General features: G+C 61.0%; 25 protein-coding genes and 1 other RNA gene. 8 read left to right on the top strand and 18 right to left on the bottom strand.

The window, feature by feature from the left end; translation table 11 throughout:
- Window positions 1–13 precede the first annotated feature (13 nt).
- The 11 genes from BC443_RS06250 to smpB form a co-directional block, all read right to left on the bottom strand.
- A complete protein-coding gene (locus BC443_RS06250) occupies window positions 14–562 on the bottom strand; it encodes a cell division protein ZapB (protein ID WP_071230973.1) in 549 nt (182 codons plus the stop codon).
- Entirely contained in the window at window positions 555–935 is a 381-nt protein-coding gene (locus BC443_RS06245; protein ID WP_139284249.1) for a hypothetical protein, read from the bottom strand. The genes BC443_RS06250 and BC443_RS06245 overlap by 8 nt, the downstream gene beginning before the upstream one ends.
- Window positions 935–2,488: a YfjI family protein gene (locus tag BC443_RS06240; protein WP_170835851.1), complete on the bottom strand. Its 1,554-nt coding sequence runs from the start codon at window positions 2,486–2,488 to the stop codon at window positions 935–937. Before BC443_RS06240 ends, BC443_RS06245 begins: the two co-directional genes overlap by 1 nt.
- Before the next feature lie 13 nt (window positions 2,489–2,501).
- On the bottom strand, window positions 2,502–3,053 hold the full coding sequence (locus BC443_RS18490; protein ID WP_071230970.1) for a hypothetical protein: 552 nt from the start codon (window positions 3,051–3,053) through the stop codon (window positions 2,502–2,504).
- Window positions 3,046–3,303 carry a hypothetical protein gene (locus tag BC443_RS06230; protein ID WP_071230969.1) on the bottom strand — a complete coding sequence of 86 codons (258 nt, stop codon included), beginning with the start codon at window positions 3,301–3,303 and terminating at the stop codon, window positions 3,046–3,048. Before BC443_RS06230 ends, BC443_RS18490 begins: the two co-directional genes overlap by 8 nt.
- The gene (locus BC443_RS06225) at window positions 3,300–3,587 is read right to left on the bottom strand and encodes a hypothetical protein (protein WP_071230968.1); all 288 of its coding nucleotides are present in this window, start codon (window positions 3,585–3,587) and stop codon (window positions 3,300–3,302) included. The genes BC443_RS06230 and BC443_RS06225 overlap by 4 nt, the downstream gene beginning before the upstream one ends.
- Window positions 3,588–4,026: 439 nt before the next feature.
- Complete coding sequence (locus BC443_RS06215) at window positions 4,027–4,251, bottom strand: transcriptional regulator (protein WP_071230966.1); 225 nt, start codon at window positions 4,249–4,251, stop codon at window positions 4,027–4,029.
- A gap of 104 nt (window positions 4,252–4,355) precedes the next feature.
- Window positions 4,356–4,955, bottom strand: coding sequence for a hypothetical protein (locus BC443_RS06210; RefSeq protein WP_071230965.1), 600 nt, complete (start codon window positions 4,953–4,955; stop codon window positions 4,356–4,358).
- A complete protein-coding gene (locus tag BC443_RS06205) occupies window positions 4,952–6,181 on the bottom strand; it encodes a tyrosine-type recombinase/integrase (RefSeq protein WP_071230964.1) in 1,230 nt (409 codons plus the stop codon). The genes BC443_RS06210 and BC443_RS06205 overlap by 4 nt, the downstream gene beginning before the upstream one ends.
- Window positions 6,182–6,346: 165 nt before the next feature.
- Window positions 6,347–6,726, bottom strand: a transfer-messenger RNA (tmRNA) gene (ssrA, locus tag BC443_RS06200).
- A gap of 83 nt (window positions 6,727–6,809) precedes the next feature.
- Window positions 6,810–7,289 (bottom strand): SsrA-binding protein SmpB, encoded by a 480-nt coding sequence (gene smpB, locus BC443_RS06195; RefSeq protein WP_071230963.1) that lies wholly within the window; start codon window positions 7,287–7,289, stop codon window positions 6,810–6,812.
- Window positions 7,290–7,510: 221 nt separating this feature from the next.
- Between smpB and BC443_RS06190 the strand changes: the two genes are divergently transcribed.
- A complete protein-coding gene (locus tag BC443_RS06190; RefSeq protein ID WP_071230962.1) occupies window positions 7,511–7,945 on the top strand; it encodes a type II toxin-antitoxin system RatA family toxin in 435 nt (144 codons plus the stop codon).
- Window positions 7,946–7,956: 11 nt separating this feature from the next.
- Complete coding sequence (locus tag BC443_RS06185; protein WP_071230961.1) at window positions 7,957–8,253, top strand: RnfH family protein; 297 nt, start codon at window positions 7,957–7,959, stop codon at window positions 8,251–8,253.
- Window positions 8,254–8,285: 32 nt separating this feature from the next.
- On the opposite strand, the gene BC443_RS06180 is transcribed toward BC443_RS06185, so the two are convergent.
- A complete protein-coding gene (locus BC443_RS06180; protein ID WP_071230960.1) occupies window positions 8,286–8,708 on the bottom strand; it encodes an outer membrane protein assembly factor BamE in 423 nt (140 codons plus the stop codon).
- Window positions 8,709–8,780: 72 nt separating this feature from the next.
- Here BC443_RS06180 and fur point away from each other — a divergent pair, with 72 nt between their 5' ends.
- Entirely contained in the window at window positions 8,781–9,230 is a 450-nt protein-coding gene (gene fur, locus BC443_RS06175; RefSeq protein WP_071230959.1) for a ferric iron uptake transcriptional regulator, read from the top strand.
- Between the two features lie 154 nt (window positions 9,231–9,384).
- On the opposite strand, the gene recN is transcribed toward fur, so the two are convergent.
- A complete protein-coding gene (gene recN / locus BC443_RS06170; protein ID WP_071230958.1) occupies window positions 9,385–11,058 on the bottom strand; it encodes a DNA repair protein RecN in 1,674 nt (557 codons plus the stop codon).
- A gap of 231 nt (window positions 11,059–11,289) precedes the next feature.
- On the opposite strand from recN, the gene grpE reads away from it, so the two are divergent.
- From grpE to BC443_RS06150, 4 genes are all read left to right on the top strand, one after another.
- Entirely contained in the window at window positions 11,290–11,922 is a 633-nt protein-coding gene (grpE, locus tag BC443_RS06165; protein WP_071230957.1) for a nucleotide exchange factor GrpE, read from the top strand.
- Between the two features lie 168 nt (window positions 11,923–12,090).
- The gene (dnaK, locus tag BC443_RS06160; RefSeq protein WP_071230956.1) at window positions 12,091–14,031 is read left to right on the top strand and encodes a molecular chaperone DnaK; all 1,941 of its coding nucleotides are present in this window, start codon (window positions 12,091–12,093) and stop codon (window positions 14,029–14,031) included.
- Window positions 14,032–14,126: 95 nt separating this feature from the next.
- Window positions 14,127–15,269 (top strand): molecular chaperone DnaJ, encoded by a 1,143-nt coding sequence (gene dnaJ, locus BC443_RS06155; protein WP_071230955.1) that lies wholly within the window; start codon window positions 14,127–14,129, stop codon window positions 15,267–15,269.
- 116 nt (window positions 15,270–15,385) lie between these two features.
- Window positions 15,386–16,006, top strand: coding sequence for a LysE family translocator (locus BC443_RS06150; RefSeq protein WP_071230954.1), 621 nt, complete (start codon window positions 15,386–15,388; stop codon window positions 16,004–16,006).
- Here the strand turns inward: BC443_RS06150 and BC443_RS06145 are convergent.
- The 4 genes from BC443_RS06145 to BC443_RS06130 are packed head-to-tail and all read right to left on the bottom strand — an operon-like array spanning window position 16,003 to window position 21,296.
- Complete coding sequence (locus BC443_RS06145; protein WP_071231166.1) at window positions 16,003–16,281, bottom strand: formate dehydrogenase subunit delta; 279 nt, start codon at window positions 16,279–16,281, stop codon at window positions 16,003–16,005. The genes BC443_RS06150 and BC443_RS06145 overlap by 4 nt on opposite strands.
- Before the next feature lie 55 nt (window positions 16,282–16,336).
- Window positions 16,337–19,231 carry a formate dehydrogenase subunit alpha gene (gene fdhF / locus BC443_RS06140; RefSeq protein ID WP_071230953.1) on the bottom strand — a complete coding sequence of 965 codons (2,895 nt, stop codon included), beginning with the start codon at window positions 19,229–19,231 and terminating at the stop codon, window positions 16,337–16,339.
- A 2-nt stretch (window positions 19,232–19,233) separates the two neighbouring features.
- A complete protein-coding gene (locus BC443_RS06135) occupies window positions 19,234–20,790 on the bottom strand; it encodes a formate dehydrogenase beta subunit (protein ID WP_071230952.1) in 1,557 nt (518 codons plus the stop codon).
- Complete coding sequence (locus tag BC443_RS06130; protein WP_071230951.1) at window positions 20,790–21,296, bottom strand: formate dehydrogenase subunit gamma; 507 nt, start codon at window positions 21,294–21,296, stop codon at window positions 20,790–20,792. The genes BC443_RS06135 and BC443_RS06130 overlap by 1 nt, the downstream gene beginning before the upstream one ends.
- 197 nt (window positions 21,297–21,493) lie before the next feature.
- Between BC443_RS06130 and BC443_RS06125 the strand changes: the two genes are divergently transcribed.
- Complete coding sequence (locus BC443_RS06125; protein ID WP_071230950.1) at window positions 21,494–22,573, top strand: substrate-binding domain-containing protein; 1,080 nt, start codon at window positions 21,494–21,496, stop codon at window positions 22,571–22,573.
- Between the two features lie 55 nt (window positions 22,574–22,628).
- Here the strand turns inward: BC443_RS06125 and BC443_RS06120 are convergent, their stop codons facing one another.
- Window positions 22,629–24,287 carry an OFA family MFS transporter gene (locus tag BC443_RS06120; RefSeq protein ID WP_071230949.1) on the bottom strand — a complete coding sequence of 553 codons (1,659 nt, stop codon included), beginning with the start codon at window positions 24,285–24,287 and terminating at the stop codon, window positions 22,629–22,631.
- Window positions 24,288–24,541 lie beyond the last annotated feature (254 nt).

Raw genomic sequence — 24,541 nt, 5'->3', positions numbered from 1 at the left:
TGGATTCATTATATCATCGCATGCCAAGTTGTGGGCGATTTAACGGCTTGTCAGCGGGTTTATCGTCATTGGCCGGTGGGCGTGATGCGTTTCTATGAGTGCTGCCGGGCGCACCGCTTCCCGTGGGTTTGGGCATAAAGAACCAAAGATCGTCCAGGCCGTGTTCGTCCACCAGGTCATACAGGTTATCGAACGTCAACTCTCGCGGATGATGTTCCTCGCCATACTGCCCCACCTTGACGGTTTTCAGCATCGGATTGCCATCCTTGTCGTTGATATAGAACTTTCCATCATCGCCACGGGCAATATCGAAGTGATCCGAAAATGTTTGCCGTAGCGCGTTGGAAGCCGGGCAGACATTCTTGAAGAACTCATTTACCGGGTTCTCGAAGGTCAGCTTATGAATCTCGGCTTTCAGTTGCTCATTCTCTGCTTCCAGGGCCCCGAGCCGTTCTTGTGACTCACCGCCACCATCCTTGGCCTTGCGGAGTTTTCCCAGTAGCTCGGCATTCTTGGCTTTCAGGGCTTCGTTTTCGGTTTGCATTGCTTCGATGTCAGACATGTTCGTCACCTTTCAAAAGTTTGGTGATGATGATGTTGGCCGCTCGGCGACCGGCGTTTTCCTGCTTCACGGAACTGGGCTCGGCATCATGGCCTTCCCGCCAGGCATCGACGTAACGCTCTGCCAGCCGTTGCTGGATGCGCGGATGGAGTCGGAACAGCCCACGGGCGACGTGGGTCTTGTCCTCCGGCAGCACCGGGCAGCGTTCGGCGATCCATTCGATCCAGTCGGTTGTCGTGACGGGTGCGCTGTCTTCGTTTTTTTCGGAAAAAGCGTCCTCTGCCACCCCCTCTAAACCCCCTAAAGGGCTTTTGGGTGGTTTACGGGGGGTGTCTACCTCGGCATTTCTGATTTTTTCGAGCCAGCGACCCATTACGCTTCCTCCTTTGCCGGGACGTAATCGGGGTGCCACCAGTAGTCGATTCTTGGTCGTCCAGCCGTTTGGCGTTCCACTTCTGTTAGGTAGCGGTGCTCCACCAGCACGTCGATGGAGTCTTGAACCGCTGGGGTGGTATCCAATCCTTGCCACCCGCGCTGCTGTACCTGCTTGGTCTTGAACGGATTGGGCAGCTTCGATCGACGCTTGAGGATCAGCTTCGCGCCTTCGATGCCGCTATTGGTCGCGGCGCTGTATAGGCGTTCGGCGTGGCCTCGAAGATAGTCGGCCCATTCCAGTGCTCTCGCCGTGGAATCAACGCTAACGCTGCCTTGCTCGCCGTCGATAACCGCGAACAGTAGCGCCAGGCTGCCTACCGTTTTCGGCATCTTGAGCAGGTGCTCAGCCATCAGTGGAGAAAGCGTGCCAGAGCGGCATTCGAGATTGATCTCGGTCATCCACTCCACGAACAGTGATTGCGCCTCGGGCGTGAAGCGCCAGGCGGGCGGGTTGCCGTTCTCGTCCGCTCCGAAGTCGATACCGTGAAGGCGGTAGAACACTTGCGCGAAGCGCTCCTTGGCCTTGGGATTGGGAGCACGGTCAATCCACTTCCAATCCCGCACAGGATCGGGCCAGACGGCAAGCTGGAAGCGCTGGATCAGACCATCGTTGACGGCACCGCGTGCGCCTCGAATGATCGGGGCCAGCTTCGTCGGCTGAATGCCGCCAAGGATATTGAGAGCACAGCGTTCGATAGCGATGTGTCCGCGTCCTATGCGGTCATAGGTGAACCGTGAATCCCCGTTCCACGCCTCCAGATAGAACGCTCGTTCGCTGCTGGCGTCCTCCTGCTGGAGCCGTGATAGCAGACCAGCAAGCTCATCGCGCAGCGCCGTGAGATGGCTCTCGCTCTGGTTCATCAGCTCGCCGGCCTTCTCGACCGTGGCATCGTTGAAGATCAGCCGTTCAGCGGGCTTGGGTGCTTTGGGTTCGACCGCTTCGGCCAGGGCGGCTTTCGCACCATCCATATCGCCTTTGTTCGCGCGATCCTTGGCCTTTTTCTTCGATGCGGCCTTTGCCACGTCGAATAACTCCATCTCTGCCATATGGTCAGCCAAGGCTTTCTCATGCTCGCGTCTGGCGTCTGCCTCGATAGCGTCGATGGCGAAGCGCATCGCCTTGATGGCTGGCGTCTTCATCGCGGAAGGATCGCCCACCAGGGCAGCCCACAGCACAATGACAATCTCCCAGTCGTCATGCTGCTTGGGCCGCATTCGCACCTTGTGGCCGACCAGCCCCGACAGTAGCGTCAGTGCCGCGACCGCACAGTATTCCGGCGGACACTGGATACGCCGTGAAACGTCCAGCACGTAGTCGCGAAGCTCGTCGGGCAGCATGTCAGGCTCGAAACGCTGGACCGGCGGCAGGCTAGTGGGCAGTGGTCGTGGCTTTTCGTTGGCGATGGGGGGTTGTTGCTCGTCGGCTTCTGGCTCCTCGAAAGGATTATCGAACTGGGCCTTGATCGCCGCGCTTCCCTCGGCCTGAAACACGTCGCTCCAGTCTTTATGCCGCATGGGACACCTCCCCCGGTACGACCCAGCGCCGTCCGGTCGCCTTGGCGGCTCGAATGCCAGCTTCATCGGCATCCGCTGCCACTAGCAGGTCAACGTGCGGGGCGCAGGTGAACAGGCAATCCGCCAGTGCTTTTAGCCCAGGTTCTCCGACACCGCACGCGACCGGCCAGCCAGTGGCTTCGTTGATCCTGAAACCGTCAGCCAGGCCAGCACAGACGATCAGCGTTCCTCGAAGGCGCAGCACGTCAGGCCCCGTTCGGAAACCAAAAGGCGTGAAGGTGGCACGGACAGTCGAGCCATAGGCGGTCTTCTTGGTGCCGTCCGGCCAGATTCGTTCCCATCCGCGATGATCGCCAGCCGCGTCTACTAGCTCGCGGAACAGCACTTCGCCGCGTATCTGGATACGGGCAGACGTAGCCGCTCGCAGAGACGCCAGCGGTATCGCTTTGCGGCGAAGGTAGGGCGAGATATACTCGTCGGGCACAGAATTGATAGGCGCTCGCTCTCCATTGGGGACGGGCGCTTTTCTTTGTTCAGCCATTGGCAATCTCCCGCCGCTCCATCAATGCCTGATAGCGTTGAACGCCACGATTGAGCGCTAGCGTTCGCGTCCCAGCGTGCTGCCGGATAATCAGGCACTCGTCGCGATCCCAGACAACGGCATCCCAGCCAGTACCCGCAGGCTCCAGGGCGATAGCGTCATCCCGGTCGACCTGATATAGCGCTTCGTCTGCATTCGCTGCTTCGACGTGGATCGCTTGGCGCTGGGCATGAATGTGGACTTCGATCATTCATCCTCCCCGGCCTTCGGCTCGCTTGTGACGTGAGCGTGATTGCACAGCGCGGTTAGCACGGCCAGTTGTGTCTCCACGCCAGCCAGCATCGCGGACAGGACGTGATCGGATGGGCGGTCTTCGCAGGCTTCGCCCAGCAGCACCTCGACGGCAGTGATAGCGCCTTGGACGTGATTGATCGTCGCCGTCATCGCGTCGATATTGACGCCAGGCATTAGGTCAGGACGCACGGCAACGGCTTCGGCGGGAAGGTAGGCTTCGATTTTGGTTGGCGTAGTCATTGGGCCACCTCCTGAAGCTGGGCTTCGAGAGCGCGGGCACGATCCATGTGATCGTTGTATCGGCGTAGCCTGACGGCGGTGCTGGAATTGGAGAAAAGCGCAGCCCTGGCCATCGCTCGATGGGCTAAAGCGCGGGACTTGGACGGTTTTCGGGCGGGGTACAGGCGGATTGCCATTGGTGTGACTCCATTCTGTGTGGAGTCTCCCAGTTCGCTGCTAAACGAGGGGTGGGAGACGATGCGCGGGTTAGCAGACCGGCCAGAATGGACACCGGCAGCCCGAAGGCTCCCACGCACCGTCACCCATAACGGTGACGCAAAAAAAGCGCCATCGAGAGGGGCGCTTGTGCGCCATTCTGGTTTCAGGCTGCTAAACCCGGTCACGGATTTTGCCGCGACAGTCGAAGCATATCCCGGCACTGGTAGGTATCGCAAGGTCATCATGCGGCACCTCGCTGGCTCATTTTCGCTTCAAGCCACGACTTCACTTCGCCAACGATGTAATAAGCGCAGCTCTGGCGGGATTCGCCGAACTTGATCGGGCGGGGAAAGGTGGGATCGTTCTTGCGCAGCTTCTCCAGTCCAGCGCGGGACATATCGAGCGAGCGATAGAGCGACGGCTGGGAGATTAGTTGCTGGTCGGTGGGAAGTGATTCTATATGCATTTAAGCGCCTCCTATGGATGACGCTTAAACGGTAAATCTGGTCTTCTTTGCCTTATACGTTCTAAATTTTGGATAAATGCCGGATTTAGATTATTCGTCTGTGCTCAGATGATCCGATAGCCATTATCGAGCTTCTTTCTCTGCTTCCTGACCATCGTGATGCTGATCTCGTCGCCTTTCTCAGTCAGCAATTGATAGATGATCGAGTAGGCGATGAAAAAGGCATCGGTCTCCGCGTTTGTTTTCGCTGGCTCCCCTACGCATTTCTGCCAAGACACAAGGCTCCAATCGAGAAAGTCTAGCTTCTGTGCGGTGCTACGATGATCGCTGGTCCTGGGAACCTCTTGTATTTCCAGGTGCTCGCTGTATAGCTCCAAAGCAGTAAGAACTGAAAACAGGTAATCCGTGGCATAAGTGGGGTCAACGCCGTAACGTCTGGCAACGTCGTTTAGGATCAGGCTTTCCAAGCTATCCGTGTGCCGTTCTTCCAGATTACTTAGGGCTTTCCGCAGCTTCGTAGCGGAAGGTTGCAGCGCCTTCCCGGCATCCCATGCATCTCGACTTTGCTTGCCTTGCCAAGAGAAATTCCAGTTATGCAGCGAGCGGACTACGAAGTCCCGAAGCTGGGGAGAATCCTTTAACTCTGAGCTGCGATAGTCGTCAAAGAAGCGAGCTAAAAAATCGTTCTCAATGGTTAATCTCATGCCCGCCTCACCAGTTCCACGACATTGCCTTTCTCTAGTTGATCCAGATGGTCGGCGTACCACTGAACCATGTGGCGGCGCTGCTCCAGATAGACCGCCTTGTTATAGACACCAGCCACACCATCCTTGACGTGGGATAGCTGCGCTTCGATGTGATCGGCGTTGAATCCCTGCTCATTCAAGATCGTACTGGCGATATGTCGGAAGCCGTGGCCTGTCTGGCGCCCCTGATAGCCCAGACGGCGCAATGCCATGATGAAGACGGTATTAGAGCGGGGCGTCGTCTTGTCGTTACGACCGGGGAATAGTAGTGGCTGGTAGCCGGTCAAGCGCTGGAGATGCTGGAGAGCGTCAATCGCCTGCTCTGGCAATGGTACGACATGTTCGCGGCGGCGCTTCATGCGGTGCGCGGGTATTGTCCACAGCGCCTTGTCGAAGTCGAATTCATCCCAGCGGGCTTCGCGTAGCTCAGATGGCCGAACGGCCAGGCGGGACAGCAGAAACAGACCTAGACGCACGTCATCGGCGTGTGGGTAGGCGGAGATGGCGCGCAGCAAAGCGGGCAACTCGTCACGGCTGACGTGGGAATAGTTCTCTGCTCGCCGTGTGGTGAGGTGCTTGTGCAGCCCCTCAAGCGGATTGTAATCGGCGCGGCCAGTCACCCAAGCAAGATCATAGACATCCTTGCAGATACCACGGATGCGGCTGGTCTGCTCGATGATGCCGGTCCTCTCCAGTTCGCGCAGGAACTCCAGCCATTCCATCGGCTTGATCTCACGATAGGCACGCTTACCGAACACAGGGAAGACATGCTTCTCCAGTGCTCCTTGCACTCTACTGGATGTGCCATCGCTCCAGCTCTGGCGTTTGCCTTGATACCACTCGATAGCGATAGCCTCGAAGGTGCTATTGCTGGCTTCCAACTCTCGGGCCTTGCGTTCCTGCTTCGAGATGATGGGATTCTCGCCGTTGGCTGCGTCTGCCTTGGATTCCGCCGCCTTCTCACGTGCCGCGCTACCGCTGACATCGGGGTAACTGCCCAGACCAATCCACGACCATTTGCCATCCGGCTTCTTGTATCGCAGCTCCCACGACTTCAAGCCGTTGGGCTTCACGCGAAGATAGAGGCCGTTCCCGTCATGCTCACGGTAAACCTTCGCTTCCGGCTCCAGTGCGGCCAGCACGGTATCTGCCAAGGGGCGACGCTTGATCTGGGATCGCTTCATGCCTGTATGCTCGTGGTTCTATTATTCTTGAAGCATACGCCACGGCATACACGAAGGGCAAGATATACGTCAGCACTGGTAAGCACTAGAAAACAAGAAGCCCCGCACAGGGCGGGGCTTTGAAGGGGATTCAGAGGCGTTGGTAAGCATCTGAATTTTGGTGTTTGGTGGAGGCGGGGGGAATTGAACCCCCGTCCGCCGGCACTCGCCCATCAGCTCTACATGCTTAGTTCCGTCTTTTGATTTAACGCAGTGCACTCCGACGGGCAGGATGGCACCTTGCGATCTCTCTAAGGTTTAACGAATGTCAGGAGAGCGCTGACATCCGCGGTCCCATCAGCTTTAGCTCGTATCCCCGCCACGATGAATGGGCACATCGCTTTGGGGCCAGGCTAACAACTAGCAGTTTTTACGCTGCCAGTGCGCCCTGAGCGTAGTTTTCGTCGTTTGCGACTATTCAATTGCAACGTTGGATTTACGAGATACGTTACGCTCTCGGCATGCACCTCAGGGATTGTCACCGGCGTCGAAGCCATGTCGCCCCCGTACAACTCTTTCATTCTACCAGATGGTGGCGACCCCACGCCATATCAAGTGCAATCTCGAACATTCAGGGTAAATATCATGCTCAAGCGTGATCTCGCATGACCCGTGCCTTTTCGCGATTCCAGTCGCGCTCTTTCTCGGTGGCACGCTTGTCGTGAAGTTGCTTGCCGCGTACCAGGGCCAGTTCGCATTTGACCAGGTTCTGCTTCCAGTAGAGCTTGAGCGGCACGCAGGTGTGGCCCTTTTCCTGCGTCTTCGAGAAGATCTTGGCAATCTCCTTGCGATGCAGGAGCAGCTTGCGTGTCCTGGTCGGGTCCGCCAGAACGTGGGTGCTCGCCGTATTGAGCGGCATGATATGGCTACCCAGCAACCAGGCCTCTCCATTCTTGACCAGAATGTAGGTGTCGGTCAGTTGAGCCTTGCCGGCGCGCAGACTCTTGACCTCCCAGCCTGCCAGTGCCAGGCCGGCTTCGAAGGTTTCGTCGATGTGATACTCGAACCGAGCCTTCTTGTTCTGGGCGATCGTGTTGCTGCTTGGCGCGTTGCCTTTTTTCTTACCCATGACACCTCTTTACGGCGATATCCGGTATGCCCTCGGGCGGTATGATGAATGGCTGCACTCTGGCACGCCGCGTTCTGCGCTTCATGACGCCAGACGCCAGAGAGCGGCATTGGCGAGTATCGTGTGAAGCCTGGTTATGAGGGCAGCCGTGATACCATTCAAGCATCGAAAACGGTGCCCCATGATACGCATGTCGGGGCGATAAATCAGTGGAGACCTCTATGCCCAATGTGAATCGGTCTGCATTCGTTCGGCATACACCGGAACAGATGTTTGAACTGGTCAATGATTTCGAACGCTATCCCGAGTTTCTGCCCGGATGCCGGCGAGCCAGCGTCGTCGAGCAGGGAGAGGACTACCTGGTCGGTCGAATGACCCTGGCCAAAGGCGGTGTGGAGCAGAGCGTGACGACCCGCAACGATCTCGAGCGTCCCGAACGCATCGATCTGTCGCTCGTCGATGGCCCCTTCAAGCGGCTGAGCGGCTGCTGGTACTTCCGTGCGATGGGAGAGGATGCCTGCAAGATAGAGCTCGAAATGAGTTTCGAGTTCAGCAATCGGCTGCTGGGCATGGCGTTTGGCCGGTTGTTCCAGCAGGTGGCGGGCCAGCTCGTCGACGCCTTCACGCGGCGTGCCGATCAGATCTACGGGCGTTAGGAGGCAATCTGATGACGAATGTCGAAGTCGCGTTCGCGACGCCGGAACATCAGATCATCGTGCGGCTCTCGCTCGAGCCTGATATGTCCGCCAGGCAAGCAGTCATGCTCGCCGACTTGCCGACCAGACACTCGGCATGGGCAGGCTTCGACTTCGCGACGGCACCGCTGGGCATATTTGGCGAGCGCCTGCGAGCACCGGAAGACTATTCGCCGCTCGAGGGAGAACGGATCGAAGTCTACCGGCCGCTCGAGATCGATCCCAAGCAGGCAAGACGCGAGCGGGCAGCCAGCGTGACTTCACGCTAGCCGCCCATTCATTGCCGGGAATCGTCAGCGCTTCAGATGCCGCTAGGGCCGATCTGCGGTACCGGTGCGCCTTCGCCGGCTCCTTCGACTGCCGGCCCGGGGCCGCCGTCCTGGTTCAGTTCGACGTCCGAATCCATATCGCCGGACTTGGCGATATCGGTCAGTTGGTCGTTCTGGAACGTCAGCGTCAGGCGTTTCTGCACGGTGCCGCCGTAGGCTTTGTCGAGGTAGAAGACGTAGTCCCACTGATCCGACGAGAACGGGGCTTCCATCAGAGGCGTACCCATGATGTAGGCGACCTGTTCACGGCTCATGCCGGTGTGCAGTTGCGACACCATATCCTGCGTGATGAGATTGCCTTGCGGGATGTCCCTCTTGTAGACGCCCAAGTAGCTGCAGCCTGCGACGAGAGAGACTGCGAGGAGGAGTACGACCGTGCTGATCAGTTTTTGCATTTGAGTCCGTCTTTCACTATCGTTGCGTGGATTGATCATACCCGACACAAGACGCTACTGCGAAGAGCGACCATGGCCGACGAAAACCAAGAATTGCGTAAGGCAGGCCTGAAGGTCACGCTGCCGCGCGTCAAGATTCTGCAAATCCTCGAAGCGACTCGCATGGAAGAAGAACTCCATATGAGTGCAGAGGACGTCTACAAGGCGCTGCTGGAGTCGGGTGAAGATGTCGGACTGGCCACGGTATACCGTGTCTTGACGCAATTCGAGGCGGCTGGGCTGGTCGTGCGACATAACTTCGACGGCGGTCACGCGGTTTTCGAGATGTCCCAGGAAGAGCACCATGATCATATGGTGGATCTGGAGTCGGGAGAGATCGTCGAGTTCTATGACGAAGAGATCGAGCGTCGTCAGCGCGAGATCGTCGAGGAACACGGGTACGAACTGGTCGAGCACGCGCTGGTGCTTTATGTTCGCCCCCGCGGCTCCAAGGCCACGCGCCAGGATGGCATCAAGAAGTAAGACTGTCAGACCGTATTGCAAGACGCCGACCCGAGGGTCGGCGTTTTTCGTTTGGGTGTCTGTACAAGCCCATGTTCGGGTTGGTGTCCGGCTGCCGCCGATACCGGGTCGAATCAGTGCCTGACGGAGCGGTGTGTGACTCGCAACGTGCGAGTCAATGCGTCGAGCCTTGGCTGGCCGCCAGCATTTCGCGCGCGTGAGCCAATGTCTGGTTGGAAAGCTTCACTCCGCCCAGCATTCGCGCCAGTTCGCGGACCCGCCCGGCATCGTCGAGCTGGAACATTTGAGTCCGGGTCTCGTTGTCGCTGGAGCGCTTTTCGATATGCAGGTGCTGATGCGCCTGCGCGGCGACTTGCGGCAGGTGAGTCACGGTCATGACCTGGGCATCGCTCCCCAGCCGGCGCAGCAACTGGCCGACGATTTCGGCGGTCGCGCCGGAGATGCCGACATCGACCTCATCGAAGACCAGCGTTGCCAGCGTGCTGTGACTCGCGGCCACGACCTGGATCGCCAGGCTGACGCGCGAGAGCTCGCCGCCGGACGCCACCTTGGCCAGCGGGCGCGGGGGCTGCCCCGGGTTGGCGCTGATCTGCAGACTGACCCGATCCAGGCCGTGGGGCTGGGGTGTTTCCAGCGGCGTGACATCGACGGCGAAGCGAGCCTTGTCCATGCCCAGGAACGCCAGTTGCTCCTGAACCTGCTGGGCGAAAGCCGTGGCGGTGCGCTGGCGTGTTTCGCTGATCTGCTTGGCGGCGTCGCGGTACTGCTGGCGCAGGTCGTCGAGCCTGGCTCTCAGCGTTTCGAGATCGTCGCCGCCGCTATCGAGCGCTTCCAGCTCGCCGCTCAGCCGGCGGTGCAGGTCGTGCAGCTCTTCCGGCATGACGTGATGCTTGCGGGCGATACGATGAATCTCGCCGAGCCGTTCGTCGACCCAGGCCAGGCGCTGCGGGTCGAGCTCGGTCGACTCGACATAATAATGGAGCTCGCGAGCGGCCTCCTCGAGCTGGATCTGTGCATCGTTCAGCATCACCAGGGCCTCGGACAGGCTGCCACGGTCGCTGCCAGGCACCCGGGATAGCCGCTGGGTCGCCTGGGACAAGAGAGTCAACGCGCCGCTCTCGTCGTGATCGCAGCTGTCGGCGGCGAACTGCGCCTCGCGCAGGCTCTCCTCGAGATGCGCCAGCGTCTCCTGCTCCTGTTCCAGGCTCCCCAGCTCGTCGGCCTGCAGATCGAGCTGATCGAGCTCCTCGACCTGATAGCGCAGCAACTGGCGCTTGGCCTGACGTTCCTCGTCGTTCTCGCTACGCTCGCGATACTGTCGGCGCAATGCGTGCCATTGACGGTGCAGCTCGCCGAGCTCGGCCACCGCCTTGTTGTGACCTGCCGCATCGTCGAGCAGGCGGCGGTGAGTGTCCTCGTTGAGCAGCGCCTGGTGCGCATGCTGGCTATGCACGTCGATCAGGCATTCGCCGAGTTCGCGCAGATCCGCGATGGTACAGGGCTGGCCGTTGATCCACGCCTTGGAGCGTCCGCTGGCGGTGACGACGCGTCGCAGCAGGCAGTCGTCCGTGGCGAGCTCCCGCGCCGCCAGCCAGGCCTTGGCGTCTTCCCGCGCGGTGATATCGAAGCGGGCGCTCAGATCGGCACGGTCGGCACCATGGCGAACGCCGCCGGCGTCGGCGCGCTCTCCCAGGCAAAGCCCCAGCGCCCCGAGCAGGATCGATTTGCCGGCGCCAGTCTCGCCGGTGATGGCGGTCATGCCGGCCTGAAACTCCAGGTCCAGAGCGTCGACGATAGCGAAGTCACGAATGGCGAGTTGGATCAGCATGCTGCCTCCCGAGGTCGATGGCGGCCATACGGTGTCTGGTCGTTGAGGTGTGATCACTGACGGTCTGGTTGTTTATACAGTAGTCCAAAAACCCCTTCAATGGCTCCTGTGATCCGCTATGCGGTCGGCGCTTGAGATCTGAATCGATAGCCCCATATAGGCAGACAACTCCGACGCTTGCCGAATCACGCTTGTCGAACAATTGTCACAACACCTTGCCAGGAGAGACTCATGGCTAGAGATCCGCAGAATCCCGTAGACGAAGAACTCGAGCGCGCCGAACGCGACGGTGAACCGCAACAGCAGACTACCAATGAGGCATTGGACGGTGACCTGGAGCAGTTCGCGGAATCGCTCGAGCACGAGGCGGATGACATCGAAGGCCAGGCCAATCCCGAAGCCGAAGTGCTGGCGGCCAGAGTCGAGGAGCTCGAGCAGGCGCTGGCGGAGGCCAAGGATCAGTCGATGCGCGCCGCTGCCGAGGCCCAGAACGCTCGCCGTCGGGCAGAGCAGGACGCCGACAAGGCAAAGAAGTTCGCGCTTGAGAAGTTCGTCAAGGAGCTGCTGCCGGTGGTCGACAGCCTGGAGAAAGGGCTGGAAAGCATGCAGGAGGTCGACGAAACGCACCGCGAAGGCGTCTCCATGACGCTCAGGATGCAGCTCGACGCGCTGAGCAAGTTCGGTGTCGAGCAGCTCGATCCCCAGGGCGAACCGTTCGACCCGCAGTTCCACGAGGCGATGACGATGGTGCCCAATCCGGAGCTGGAGCCCAACACCGTGATGGACGTCATGCAGAAGGGATACACCCTGAACGGTCGATTGATCCGGCCGGCGATGGTGGTGGTCAGCAAAGCAGCAGGCTGAGACAACAGGCCGGAGAGCTGCCATCGGTGCGAGGCGATGCCATATCGGAATCGCCGAGCAAGGACTTGAAAGGCGCTTAGCAGCCCCCACATAGCAGTCAATCGCGCAGCAAAGCGCCGTCATCAAAACGAATTCAGTCGTCAACGAATAGTTATGAGGTGAGGAATTATGGGACGCATCATTGGCATTGACCTGGGTACGACCAACTCCTGTGTCGCCGTACTCGATGGTGACAAGACCCGCGTGATCGAAAACGCCGAAGGCGGCCGCACGACGCCTTCCATCATCGCTTACACCGAAGACGGCGAAACGCTGGTCGGTCAGGCGGCCAAGCGTCAGGCGGTCACCAACCCCAAGAACACGCTCTACGCCATCAAGCGTCTGGTTGGCCGCAAGTTCAAGGACGACGTCGTCCAGAAAGACATCAAGATGGTGCCTTACGAGATCGTCGAAGCCGATAACGGCGATGCCTGGGTCAAGGTCAACGACAACAAGCTGGCGCCGCCGCAGGTCAGCGCCGAAGTGCTGAAGAAGATGAAGAAGACCGCCGAAGACTATCTCGGCGAGGAAGTGACCGAGGCGGTCATCACCGTTCCGGCCTACTTCAACGACTCTCAGCGCCAGGCGACCAAGGACGCGGGCCGTATCGCCGGTCTCGAGGTCAAGCGCATCATCAACGAGCCGACGGCTGCCGCGCTGGCCTACGGCATGGATCGCTCCACCGGTGATCGTACCATCGCGGTCTACGACCTGGGTGGCGGTACTTTCGATATCTCGATCATCGAAGTGGCCGATGTCGACGGCGAGAAGCAGTTCGAAGTACTGGCGACCAACGGCGACACCTTCCTCGGCGGCGAAGACTTCGACCTCAAGCTGATCGACTATCTGGTGCAGCAGTTCAAGAGCGACTCCGGTATCGATCTGTCCGGCGACAGCCTGGCCATGCAGCGCCTGAAGGAAGCTGCCGAGAAGGCCAAGATCGAGCTCTCTTCCGCGCAGCAGACCGAAGTCAACCTGCCGTACATCACGGCTGACAACACCGGTCCCAAGCACCTGGCGATCAAGGTGACGCGTGCCAAGCTGGAATCGCTGGTCGAAGATCTGGTTCAGCGTTCGCTCGGCCCGTGCAAGACCGCCATGGAAGACGCTGGTCTCTCCAACAGCGAGATCCACGACGTGATCCTGGTCGGTGGTCAGACCCGCATGCCGCTGGTTCAGCAGAAAGTCGCGGAATTCTTCGGCAAGGAAGCGCGCAAGGACGTCAACCCGGACGAAGCCGTGGCCATGGGCGCCGCGATTCAGGGTGGCGTGCTCGGCGGTGACGTGAAGGACGTGCTGCTGCTCGACGTCACGCCGTTGACGCTGGGTATCGAGACGCTGGGCGGCGTGATGACCCCGCTGATCGAGAAGAACACCACGATCCCGACCAAGAAGACGCAAACGTTCTCGACCGCCGAGGACAACCAGACGGCCGTGACCATTCACGCGCTGCAGGGCGAGCGCAAGCAGGCGGCGCAGAACAAGTCGCTGGGTCGTTTCGATCTGGCTGACATTCCGCCGGCGCCGCGCGGCGTGCCGCAGATCGAGGTCGCGTTCGACCTGGACGCCAACGGTATCCTCCACATCACGGCCAAGGACAAGGCGACCGGCAAGGAACAGTCGATCGTGATCAAGTCCTCCGGCGGTCTCTCGGACGAAGAGATCGACCAGATGGTCAAGGATGCCGAAGCGCACGAAGCCGAGGACAAGAAGTTCGAAGAGCTGGTCCAACTGCGCAACCAGGCCGACGGCATGATCCATGCGTCGCGCAAGACGCTCGAAGAAGCCGGCGACAAGGTCGATGCCGAGGAGAAGAGCAAGATCGAGACCGCAATCAGCGAGCTCGAGGAAGCGCTCAAGGGCGATGACAAGGATGCCATCCAGGCCAAGCTGGATGCCTTGACCGAAGCCTCCGGCAATCTGGCCCAGAAGATGTACGCCGAGCAGGGCGAAGGTGCTGGCGCGCAGGCGGGTCAGCCTGGCGACGATGCCCAGTCCAGCGGTAAGAAAGAGGATGACGTGGTTGACGCCGAGTTCGAAGAAGTCAACGACGATCAGAAAAAGCAATAACCACGACGTCTGACGCCGTGTGATCGGCAGTAGCGCGGGAGCCAGAACTCCCGCGTTGCTGTTTGCACGGCGCCGACACGGAGGCGGACTCAGTAATGTCCCAACGTGACTATTACGAAGTATTGGGCGTCGACAAGAGCGCCGACGGCAAGGACATCAAGAAGGCCTATCGTCGGCTGGCGCAGAAGTACCACCCGGACCGCAATCCGGACGACCAGCAGGCAGCGGAGAAGTTTCGCGAGGTCTCCGATGCCTACGAAGTGCTCTCCGACGACCAGAAGCGCGCGGCCTACGATCAGTTCGGTCATGCCGGCGTCGACGGCCAAGGCGGCGGGTTCGGCGGAGGCTTCGGCGGTGCCGGCGCTGGTGGCTTCAGCGATATCTTCGGCGACGTGTTCGGCGATATCTTCGGTGGCGGCGGTGGGCGTCGCAATCCGAACGCGCCGCAGCGCGGCAGCGACCTTCGCTACAACCTCGAACTCGATCTCGAGAACGCGGTGTTCGGCACGACTGTCGATATCCGTGTGCCGCGCCACGTCGAGTGCGGGCACTGCGACGGCAGCGGCGCCGAACCGGGTTCCAGCAAGGAGACCTGCCCGACCTGCCACGGCCAGGGCCAGGTACGGATGCAGCAGGGTTTCTTTGCCGTGCAGCAGACCTGTCCGACCTGTCATGGCAGCGGCCAGAGCATCAAGGTGCCGTGCCGCAAGTGTCATGGCGAAGGCCGCGTCCGCGAGACGCGCACGCTGTCGGTGAAGATTCCGGCGGGGGTCGATACCGGCGACCGCATTCGGCTCAACGCCGAGGGCGAATCCGGGCTCAACGGTGGACCTGCGGGCGATCTCTACGTCCAGGTCGAGATCAAGGCACACCCGATCTTCGAGCGCGACGGCCGGCACCTGCACTGCGAAGTGCCGATCAACTTCGTCGACGCGGCGCTGGGTGGCGAACTGGAAGTGCCGACGCTGGAAGGCCGGGTCAAGCTCAAGATCCCGCCCGAAACCCAGACCGGCAAGCTGTTCCGGCTACGCGGCAAGGGCGTCAAGCCCGTGCGCGGCGGCCCGGCCGGCGATCTGCTCTGCAAGGTGGTGACCGAGACTCCGGTCAATCTCAACGAAGAGCAGAAAGATCTGCTGCGCAAGTTCCAGGACAGCCTGGGTAGCGCCAGCCGCCACTCGCCCAAGAAAGAGGGCTGGTTCGACGGCGTGAAGCGCTTCTTCGAGGATATGAAGCCGTAACGTTCCAGAGCCGGCGTTTTGATACGAGCCCAGTCCGGTATTGCCGGGCCGGGCTTCGTTTTTATACAAGCTCGCGTTAGGCTCAAAGTCACACCCTCTCGCTCGGAAATGCTTGCATGGACCTGCTGACCTTCGTTCTAGCCGCGCTCGGTTTCGCTTATCTGCCCGGGCCGGCGATGCTGTACACCGCAGCACAGACGTTGGGGCGGGGCCGCCGGGCGGGCTGGCAGGCGGTGTTGGGCGTGCATCTTGGCTGCTATGTGCATGTGGTGGCGGCGACGCTGGGACTGGCGGCGCTGTTCGCGGCGGTGCCACTGGCCTACGTGGCGATGAAGGTGATTGGCGGGATTTATCTGCTCTGGGCGGGCGTACGGCTGTGGCGTCAGGGCCTGGGCGAGGCGCCGCAGCTCGAATCACGCGCCTCCGCACGGCGAGTGCTGCGTGACAGTTTCCTGGTCGAGGTGCTCAATCCCAAGACCGCGCTGTTCTTCGTCGCCTTCCTGCCGCAGTTCGTGCAGCCCCAGGCCGATTTCGCCATGACCTGGCAGCTGCTCTGCCTGGGCGTGGTCACCAACCTGATCTTCTCCTCCGCCGACGTCGTTACCGTACTACTGGCCGCACCGCTGCGACGATGGCTCACCGCCGACCGCCGCGGCGGTTCGCGCTGGCTGCAGCGGCTCGGTGGCGGTGTGCTGGGCGGTCTGGGCGTCAATACCCTGATCCACGCCAGCCGCTAGCCCGCGTCGGAGGTCTCCTCCCAGTCCTTGACGGTCGATGACATGGTCTTCAGCCGAGCGATCGCGAGACGCGATACCGGGCTCAACTCGCCGCCATCCGTGCCGGCATAGTCGATGATCTGGCGCTTCATGCTGCGTGCCCAGAATTTCTTGAGGTGCGCGGCGACCAGATCGGCCGCCTGGGCGTCATCACCATGGTGCAGATTGTTGGCGCTGATCTGATTGACCATCTTGATCAGCGGCGTGGTTGGCCCGCCATGACCTGAATCATTCATGCTCGAATCGCTCATCTTGCGAGCTCCCTGAGGTCGAAAGAGTGGCCGACGGCGCTCATTTGAGCGCCGCCTCGGCGGATTCCAGATAACCCTGCTGACGTTCGTCGAACCGCCGGAAATGCCGCTGCCAGGACGAGGGCTGGGAGACCTTTTCCACCTGCACCGCCGTCACCTTGTATTCCGGACAGTTGGTGGCCCAGTCGGAGTTGTCGGTGGTGATCACGTTGGCGCCGCTGCCCGGATGGTGGAAGGTGGTGTAAACCACGCCCGGCGCCATGCGATCGCTGACACGGCAGCGCAGTACCGTGCGCCCGACGCGGCTGCTGATGCCCAGCCAGTCGCCGTCGCGCAGGCCGCGAACCTCGGCATCCGAAGGATGGATCTCCAGCACGTCTTCATGGTGCCACAGGCTGTTCTGGGTACGCCGGGTTTGGGCACCCACGTTGTACTGGCTGAGAATCCGGCCGGTAGTGAGCAGCAGCGGATAGCGGCGGCTGGCACGTTCCTCGGTGGCCACGTACTCGGTGATGGCGAAGTGGCCCTTGCCGATAGGAAAGTCCCGCTCGTGCATGGTTGGCGTTCCCTCCGGGTGCGCGTCGTTGCAAGGCCACTGGATGCTGCCCAGCTCGTCCAGTTTCTTGTAACTGACCCCGGTAAACGTCGGCGTGAGCTGGGCGATCTCGTCCATGATGTCGGAGGGATGGCGGTAGTTCATTGGGTAGCCCAGGGCGTTGGACAGATCCTGTGTGACTTCCCAGTCTTCTTTCCCGGCCAGCGGCGGCATCACCTTGCGCACCCGGTTGATGCGACGTTCGGCGTTGGTGAAGGTGCCGTCCTTCTCCAGGAAGGTGGAACCGGGCAGCAGCACATGGGCGTACTTGGCCGTCTCGTTGAGGAAGATGTCCTGCACGATCAGGCAGTCCAGTGCGGACAGCGCCGCTTCCACGTGCTGGGTGTTGGGGTCGGACTGGGCGATATCCTCGCCCTGAACGTAAAGCCCCTTGAAGGTGCCGCTGATGGCGGCATCGAACATGTTGGGGATGCGCAGCCCCGGTTCGTCGTCGATCCTGGTGTGCCAGATCGCTTCGAACTTTCCACGTACCGCAGGGTTGGACACATGCTGGTAGCCCGGCAGCTCGTGGGGGAACGAGCCCATGTCGCAGGAACCCTGCACGTTGTTCTGGCCGCGCAGCGGGTTGACGCCTACGCCTTCACGGCCGAGATTGCCGGTGGCCATGGCCAGGTTGGCGATCCCCATGACCATGGTGGATCCCTGGCTGTGCTCGGTAACGCCCAGGCCGTAGTAGATCGCGCCATTGCCAGCGGTGGCGTAAGCGCGGGCAGCTTCGCGTATTTGAGCTGCCGGGACGCCGGTCTCGGCCTCCAGCGCTTCCGGCGCGTTGCGCTGTTCGCTGATGAATGCGCGCCACTGCTGGTAGGCTTCGGGCTCGCAGCGCCGGGTGATGAAATCGTGATCTTCCAGGCCTTCGGTGACTACCACATGGGCCAGTGCGTTGACCAGCGCCACGTTGGTGCCTGGCTTCAGCGCCAAGTGCATTGCCTTGCCGCCATGGGGCGTTTTGAGCAGATCGATGCGGCGCGGATCGGCGACGATCAATGTGGCACCCTGGCGCAGCCGACGGCGCATTTGCGAGGCGAATACCGGGTGAGCATCGGTCGGGTTGGCGCCGATCACAAGAATGGTGTCCGCCTTCATTACCGAGTCGAATGTCTGGGTGCCGGCAGACTCGCCCAAGGTGGTTTTCAAGCCGAATCCGGTGGGCGAATGGCAGACTCGGGCACAGGTGTCGGTGTTGTTGTTGCCGAATCCGGCGCGGATCAGCTTCTGGACCAGATAGGTCTCCTCGTTGGTGCAGCGGGACGAGGTGATTCCGCCAATGCTCTCGCGGCCGTACTTCGCCTGTGTCTCTTTCAGGCGCTTGGCAGAAAACTCGATAGCCTCTTGCCAGGACACGGTACGCCAGGCCTGGTCGATGGATTCGCGAATCATCGGCGCCTTGATGCGATCCTTGTGGGTGGCATAACCGAACGCGAAGCGACCCTTCACGCAGGAATGGCCGTGGTTCGCGTCACCACCCTTGTACGGCACCATCCGCACCAGCTGGTTGCCTTTCATCTGGGCCTCGAACGAGCAGCCCACGCCGCAGTAGGCGCAGGTGGTGATCACGCTGTGCTCCGGCACGCCCTGGTCGATTACGCTCTTTTCCATCAGCGTCGAGGTGGGGCAGGCCTGAACGCAGGCGCCACAGGAAACGCATTCGGAGTCCATGAATGGCTCGTGCTGGCCGGCGACAATCTTGGAATCGAAGCCGCGCCCGTCGATGGTCAGCGCAAAGGTGCCCTGGACTTCCTCGCAGGCCCGCACGCAGCGGGAGCAGACGATGCACTTGCTGGGATCGAAGCTGAAGTACGGGTTGGAGTCGTCGGTTTCCGCATCCAGGTGGTTGGCGCCATCGAAGCCATAGCGCACCTCTCGCAGGCCCACCGCGCCGGCCATGTCCTGTAGCTCGCAGTCGCCATTGGCGGGGCAGGTCAGGCAATCCAGCGGGTGATCGGAGATGTAGAGCTCCATGACGTTGCGGCGCAGCTTGGCGAGTTTGCCGTTCTGGGTGGTGACCGCCATGCCTTCGGTGACCGGCGTGGTACATGAGGCCGGATAGCCGCGCCGGCCCTCGATCTGCACCGCGCACAGGCGGCAGGAGCCGAAGGCTTCCAGATTGTCCGTGGCGCACAGTTTAGGGATGGTGATGCCGGCCAGTGCGGCGGCACGCATCACCGAGGTACCCTCCGGCACGGTGACGGCTTGGCCGTCGATGGTCAGCTCGACCTGTGTTGCCGATAGCCGGGCCGGCGTGCCCAGATCGCGGTCGAACCGTCTAGGATCGAACTGTCCCGGATCGAGCTGTCTCGGATCGAAATGCTGCAGCATGACTACCTCCCGCCTTCGGCTTGTCGCAGTGTCAGATCATCGGGGAAGTGCTTCATCACGCTCTGGACGGGGAACGGGGTCATGCCGCCCATGGCGCAGAGCGAACCGTCGACCATGGTTTCGCACAGATCGGCGAGCAGCGCGAGATTGGCTTTGGCATCGTCGCCGGCGCGGATACGGTCGATGACCTCCACGCCGCGCACAGCGCCGATTCGACACGGCGTGCACTTGCCGCAGGACTCGACGCTGCAGAACTCCATGGCAAAGCGGGCCTGCTCGCCCATGTCGACACTGTCGTCGAACATCACCACGCCGCCATGGCCCACAACGCCGCCGAACGCGGCGAAGCCTTCGTAGTCGATCGGCGTATCCCACTGGCTCGCGGGTAGATAGGCGCCCAGCGGGCCACCGACCTGCACGGCCTTCAGTGGCTGGCCGCTCAGGGTGCCGCCGCCGAAATCTTCCATCAGTTCCCGCAAGGTGGTGCCGAAAGCCAGCTCCACCAGGCCGCCGCGCCTGACATTACCCGCCAGCTGCAGCGCCAGCGTGCCGCGCGACTTGCCCATGCCGTAATCCGCATAGGTTTGTGCGCCCCGATCGAGAATGAACGGGATGGCGGCCAGAGTCAGTACGTTGTTGACCACGGTGGGGCGACCGAACAGGCCCTTGATCGCGGGAAGCGGTGGCTTGGCGCGGACCATGCCGCGCTTGCCCTCGAGACTGTCCAGCAACGAGGTCTCCTCGCCGCAGATGTAGGCACCGGCGCCGAGTCGGACTTCCAGGTCGAAGTGCTTGCCGGTGCCGAGAATGTCGTTGCCCAGGTAGGCGGCCTGGTAAGCGCGCTCGAGCGCGTCGTTGAAGATACGATGGGCGAGCGGATATTCCGAGCGCAGGTAGACATAGCCCTGGGTCGCGCCAACGGCCAGCCCGGCAATGGTCATGCCTTCGATCAGCAGATAGGGATCGCATTCCATCACCAGGCGGTCGGCGAACGTGCCGGAGTCGCCCTCGTCTGCATTGCAGACGATGTATTTCTGGCCGGCCGGCTCGTCGTGAACGGTCTGCCACTTGATCCCGGTGGGAAAGGCGGCGCCGCCGCGTCCGCGCAGGCCGGCATTCTTCACTTCATCGATAATGGCCTGGGTTTCCATCTCGAGGGCCTTTTCCAGCCCGGCGAAACCGCGATGGGTCCGGTAGTCGTCGAGAGAGAGCGGATCCGTGATGCCGATGCGCGAGAAGGTCAGGCGTTGCTGGCTCTTCAGGTAGGGGATTTCATCGGTCAGCCCCTGAGCCAGCGGGTGTTCCAGCTTGCCGTCGAACAGCCCCGATTCGACCAGGCCGGCCACATCGGCCGGCTCCACCGGGCCATAGGCCACACGGCCTTCTACCGTTTCGATCTCGACCATCGGTTCCAGCCAGAACAGGCCGCGGGAACCGTTGCGGATCAGCTCGATATCCAGCTGGCGATTCCTCGCCTGCTGCTCGATCAGTGCGGCCACGTCGTCGGCGCCCATGGCCAAGGCGGTGGTGTCGCTGGGCACGTAAACCGTCACGGTCATCACTGCACCTCCAGGACCGAGGTAGTGAGCCGTTCCACTAGGTGGTCGAACTTTTCGGCGGTGACCCGGCCATGGATATCGTCATCCACGCGGATGGACGGGCCGCAAGCGCAGTTGCCCAGGCAATATACCGGCTCGAGGGTGAATTCTTTGTCACGACTGGTCTGGTGGTAATCCGCCCCCAGCCGCGCCTTGACATGGGCCTCGAGCTGGCGGCTACCCACGGCCTGACAGGCTTCGGCACGACACACCTGTATGACATGGCTGCCCGCCGGGTGTCGGCGAAAGTGATGATAGAAACTGATGATGCCATGAACCTCGGCGCGAGTATGGCGCAACGTTTCAGCGATGATCGGTACGGCGGCGTCGGGTATGTAACCGAAGCGATCCTGGATAGCATGAAGTATCGGCAGCATGGCCCCGGGCTTTTCCTTCAGCGCATCGACTTCTCGCTGAAGTGATTCGTGGGTCCATGCCTGCGGCTGGCGTGTGCCGGAAGGCGTCATGGCTAGGCTCTCATCTGTTTATTGTCAGTCAGGGAAACATTGCCCAGGGCCAGCGTGAATCGCCGGTTGCGTCGTGCGCGTGTCACTGGGCGACTGTGCCGGAGCAATTTATGAACGAGCTTGCTTAATTGTCATCGCCTCAATAGGCTTTTTGTTGAAAGTAGCACGCTTGAAAAGCCTCCTGAATATGAAAAACGATGCATAAAAGAAAGCTGCAAATATCTCCGGTATGGCACTTCAAGACCGATACCGGCGAGCTACTCGATCCCGTTCTCTTTTGCCTGCTCAAGAGCGTGCGCGATAGCGGGAAGCTGACTCTGGCTGCAGAGCAGGCGGGAATTTCCTATCGGCATGCCTGGAACCTCTTCAAGCGCGGCAACGATTTCTTCGGCTTGCCACTAGTGGTGATGCGCAAGGGGCACGGTACTCAGCTGTCGCCGCTTGGAGAAAAGCTGCTGTGGTCCGAGCAGCGGATCAAGGCGCGCCTGGGCCCGCAGATCGACAGCATGGCTTCCGAGCTCAACATCCAGCTCCAACAACTGCTTGCCGGCGCCCATCCCGTGCTGCATCTTCACGCCAGTCACGGCTATGCGGTGGCATTGCTGCCGAAGTTTTCCGATTGGGTCGAACTGGATCTGCAATACACCAATCCGGCGGATGCCTTGAGCGCGCTGGCCTCGGGCGAGTCCGACCTGGCCAGCTTCCACTTTCCGGCCTGCCCGCGGTTGGCGAAACAGATCATGGAAATTTACAAGCAGCAGCTCGATCTCAAGAATCTGCGGGTGATCCGTTTCGTGACTCGCAAGCAGGGGCTGATCGTTCGCAGCGACATTCGCGAGGCAATCATCGGGCTGGAGGAGCTCACCAGGCCAGACATCCGCTTCATCAACCGCAACCGGCGCTCGGGAACGCGTATCCTGTTCAACCTGCTGCTCGATGAGCATGGCATCACCGAGCGTCAGATCCGTGGCGCCCAGCACGAGGAATTCACCCACACTGCGGTGGCCGCCTACGTTGCCGCCGGGATGGCCGATGCCGGGTTTGGCGTCAAGGCTGCTGCCGCTCAGTTCGGTCTCGAATTCCTCGATCTGACCACTGAACATTACCTGCTGGTATGTCGCGAGGAGCGCCTCCAGCAGCAAAACATCCGTCAACTGCTTTCGCTGATGACCTCGCCGCAATTTCTAGCGGAGATCGATAAGCTGCCGGGCTATGCGCCGGACCGCTGCGGCGAGATCTGCACCTTTGCCGAGTTGCTCGACAGCGATCGGCATTGACGGCCGGGCGCTGCCAAGGCGCCCGGCTTCCTCCCGGACAGCGTTGCCGTCTTTCTCAAAAGAGCGCTGCCGCTTTGGCCAGCGCGATATACAGCCCGATCAGGAAGGGCACGCCCACGCCCAGCCAGGCCAGTATGCCACCGATACCGAAGTTGCCCCGCGCCGCGGTTTGCGCATTGCCGGGGAGGCTGCTGTCGTGCTGCAGAGAACGCTCGTGCTCCACTTCCTCGTCGGTCATTTGATCCGACTCCTTTACCGGTCGTACCAGGGCGTTGCAGATCAAACCCAGAAACAGCAGGCCGGCCATGATATAGAGGGTGCGGTCATACACTTGGCTGGGGGCCAGACCGGCGTTGAGCTGGGCTTCACGCAGAGCGGCGATGATCAGTGGCCCCACGATCCCTGCCGCCGACCACGCCGTCAGTAGACGGCCGTGAATGGCGCCCACCATCTGCGTACCGAAGATATCGGCCAGATACGCCGGCACCGTGGCAAAGCCGCCGCCATACATGCTCAGAATGATGCAGATGGAAATGACGAACATCGCCGGCATGCCCAGATGCCCCCAGGTGGGGAGCAGGCAATAGACGATGATGCCGAGAACGAAGAACGTGTAGTAGGTGTTCTTGCGGCCGATCTTGTCCGACAGGGAGGCCCAGAAAAGACGGCCGATACTGTTGAACAGGCTGATCAGGCCCACCAGGCCGGCAGCGGCTGCCACGACGGCGGCTTTCTGCGCATCCGTCAGTCCCGCGGCTGTGTCCTGAATACCCACCAGCGCGCCGCCGAAGACATCCTGCAGCATCGGGCTGGCCATGGAGATGACCGCAATGCCGGCGGTCACGTTCAGAAACAGCACGCCCCAGATCAGCCAGAACTGCCTGGTCTTCCAGGCCCGGTCGAGGTGGACATGACGGCGGGTAATCATGCCGCTGCCGTGATCTTCTTCTGGCGGCGTCCAGCCTTCCGGTTTCCAGCCATTGGGCGGAACACGGAAGCCGATGGCGCCGGAAGCCATGACGACCATATAGAGTGCCCCCAGCACGATCAGGGTCATGGCGACGCCGGTGCCGTCGGTGCCGCTGAAATGACCCATCAGCAGTACCGCTAGCGGAGCGCCGACCATTGCGCCACCGCCGTAACCCATGATGGCAAAGCCAGTGGCCATGCCACGGCGATCCGGGAACCACTTGATCAGCGTGGATACCGGCGTGATGTAGCCCAGCCCCTGGCCGATACCGCCGAGAACGCCTGCGCCCAGATAAACCAGCCACAACTGGTGCATCATCACGCCGATGCCGCCAACGATCAGGCCGCCGCCCCAGCATAGCGCGGCGATGCAGCCGGCCTTGCGCGGACCGGCGTGTTCCAGCCAGCCGCCCCAGAGGGCGGCCGAAATCCCCAGCATGGCAATGAAGGTCTCGAAGATATGCGTGACCTGCGGCACCGTCCAGTTACAAGTCGTGGTGAAAAGCGCCTGAAAAAAGCCGATGTCGCCACACATCGCCGCGTCGGTATTCGCCAGGATATGGGTCATCGGCAGCCAGAACACCGAAAAACCATAGGCCATGCCGATACACAGATGGATCGCCAGAGCCGCCGTGGGCACCAGCCAGCGATTGAAGTTAGGTCCCGCTATCGTTCTTTCGCGAGAAAAGAACCCCGCGGGGTTGCCGCCACCGCTTTCCAGGACGGTCTGATCGATTCCATTCATCCGAATCCCCTTACTGGTGTCGTGTCGTTATTGTTCCAGTGATGCCGAAAGCGCGTGCTACGCCGGCCCAGAGGTTGCTATCTATGAATTGGCATTCTTGTTATCAGAGTCGTGTGCCAAGGAGGAGGAAACAGGATTGCAGTGTTCCAAGGCAACTAGCGAAAATAATTATGCTTCACCATTCCTAATTGACTGGCGGTTGCCGCAGGCGAGACAGGTGGCACCCGATGATGGCGTGTCCCTTTGATATACTG

This window comes from Salinicola sp. MIT1003, from assembly GCF_001858555.1.
In the GTDB taxonomy this organism is placed as follows: Bacteria; Pseudomonadota; Gammaproteobacteria; order Pseudomonadales; family Halomonadaceae; genus Salinicola; species Salinicola salarius.
This window is presented reverse-complemented; position numbering and strand designations above follow the sequence as displayed.

Bases quoted from the DNA above. Each gene is read 5' to 3' on its own strand.
- fur (WP_071230959.1), top strand. From the start codon at position 8,781: ATGGCCGACGAAAACCAAGAATTGCGTAAGGCAGGCCTGAAGGTCACG.
- BC443_RS06250 (WP_071230973.1), bottom strand. From the start codon at position 562: ATGTCTGACATCGAAGCAATGCAAACCGAAAACGAAGCCCTGAAAGCC.
- BC443_RS06225 (WP_071230968.1), bottom strand. From the start codon at position 3,587: ATGACTACGCCAACCAAAATCGAAGCCTACCTTCCCGCCGAAGCCGTT.
- BC443_RS06185 (WP_071230961.1), top strand. From the start codon at position 7,957: ATGACGAATGTCGAAGTCGCGTTCGCGACGCCGGAACATCAGATCATC.
- fdhF (WP_071230953.1), bottom strand. From the start codon at position 19,231: ATGCTGCAGCATTTCGATCCGAGACAGCTCGATCCGGGACAGTTCGAT.
- BC443_RS18490 (WP_071230970.1), bottom strand. From the start codon at position 3,053: ATGGCTGAACAAAGAAAAGCGCCCGTCCCCAATGGAGAGCGAGCGCCT.
- BC443_RS06230 (WP_071230969.1), bottom strand. From the start codon at position 3,303: ATGATCGAAGTCCACATTCATGCCCAGCGCCAAGCGATCCACGTCGAA.
- smpB (WP_071230963.1), bottom strand. From the start codon at position 7,289: ATGGGTAAGAAAAAAGGCAACGCGCCAAGCAGCAACACGATCGCCCAG.
- BC443_RS06120 (WP_071230949.1), bottom strand. From the start codon at position 24,287: ATGAATGGAATCGATCAGACCGTCCTGGAAAGCGGTGGCGGCAACCCC.
- BC443_RS06145 (WP_071231166.1), bottom strand. From the start codon at position 16,281: ATGAATGATTCAGGTCATGGCGGGCCAACCACGCCGCTGATCAAGATG.
- BC443_RS06130 (WP_071230951.1), bottom strand. From the start codon at position 21,296: ATGACGCCTTCCGGCACACGCCAGCCGCAGGCATGGACCCACGAATCA.
- BC443_RS06150 (WP_071230954.1), top strand. From the start codon at position 15,386: ATGGACCTGCTGACCTTCGTTCTAGCCGCGCTCGGTTTCGCTTATCTG.
- BC443_RS06210 (WP_071230965.1), bottom strand. From the start codon at position 4,955: ATGAGATTAACCATTGAGAACGATTTTTTAGCTCGCTTCTTTGACGAC.
- recN (WP_071230958.1), bottom strand. From the start codon at position 11,058: ATGCTGATCCAACTCGCCATTCGTGACTTCGCTATCGTCGACGCTCTG.
- dnaJ (WP_071230955.1), top strand. From the start codon at position 14,127: ATGTCCCAACGTGACTATTACGAAGTATTGGGCGTCGACAAGAGCGCC.
- BC443_RS06215 (WP_071230966.1), bottom strand. From the start codon at position 4,251: ATGCATATAGAATCACTTCCCACCGACCAGCAACTAATCTCCCAGCCG.
- BC443_RS06190 (WP_071230962.1), top strand. From the start codon at position 7,511: ATGCCCAATGTGAATCGGTCTGCATTCGTTCGGCATACACCGGAACAG.
- BC443_RS06180 (WP_071230960.1), bottom strand. From the start codon at position 8,708: ATGCAAAAACTGATCAGCACGGTCGTACTCCTCCTCGCAGTCTCTCTC.
- BC443_RS06205 (WP_071230964.1), bottom strand. From the start codon at position 6,181: ATGAAGCGATCCCAGATCAAGCGTCGCCCCTTGGCAGATACCGTGCTG.
- dnaK (WP_071230956.1), top strand. From the start codon at position 12,091: ATGGGACGCATCATTGGCATTGACCTGGGTACGACCAACTCCTGTGTC.
- BC443_RS06135 (WP_071230952.1), bottom strand. From the start codon at position 20,790: ATGACCGTGACGGTTTACGTGCCCAGCGACACCACCGCCTTGGCCATG.
- grpE (WP_071230957.1), top strand. From the start codon at position 11,290: ATGGCTAGAGATCCGCAGAATCCCGTAGACGAAGAACTCGAGCGCGCC.
- BC443_RS06245 (WP_139284249.1), bottom strand. From the start codon at position 935: ATGGGTCGCTGGCTCGAAAAAATCAGAAATGCCGAGGTAGACACCCCC.
- BC443_RS06125 (WP_071230950.1), top strand. From the start codon at position 21,494: ATGCATAAAAGAAAGCTGCAAATATCTCCGGTATGGCACTTCAAGACC.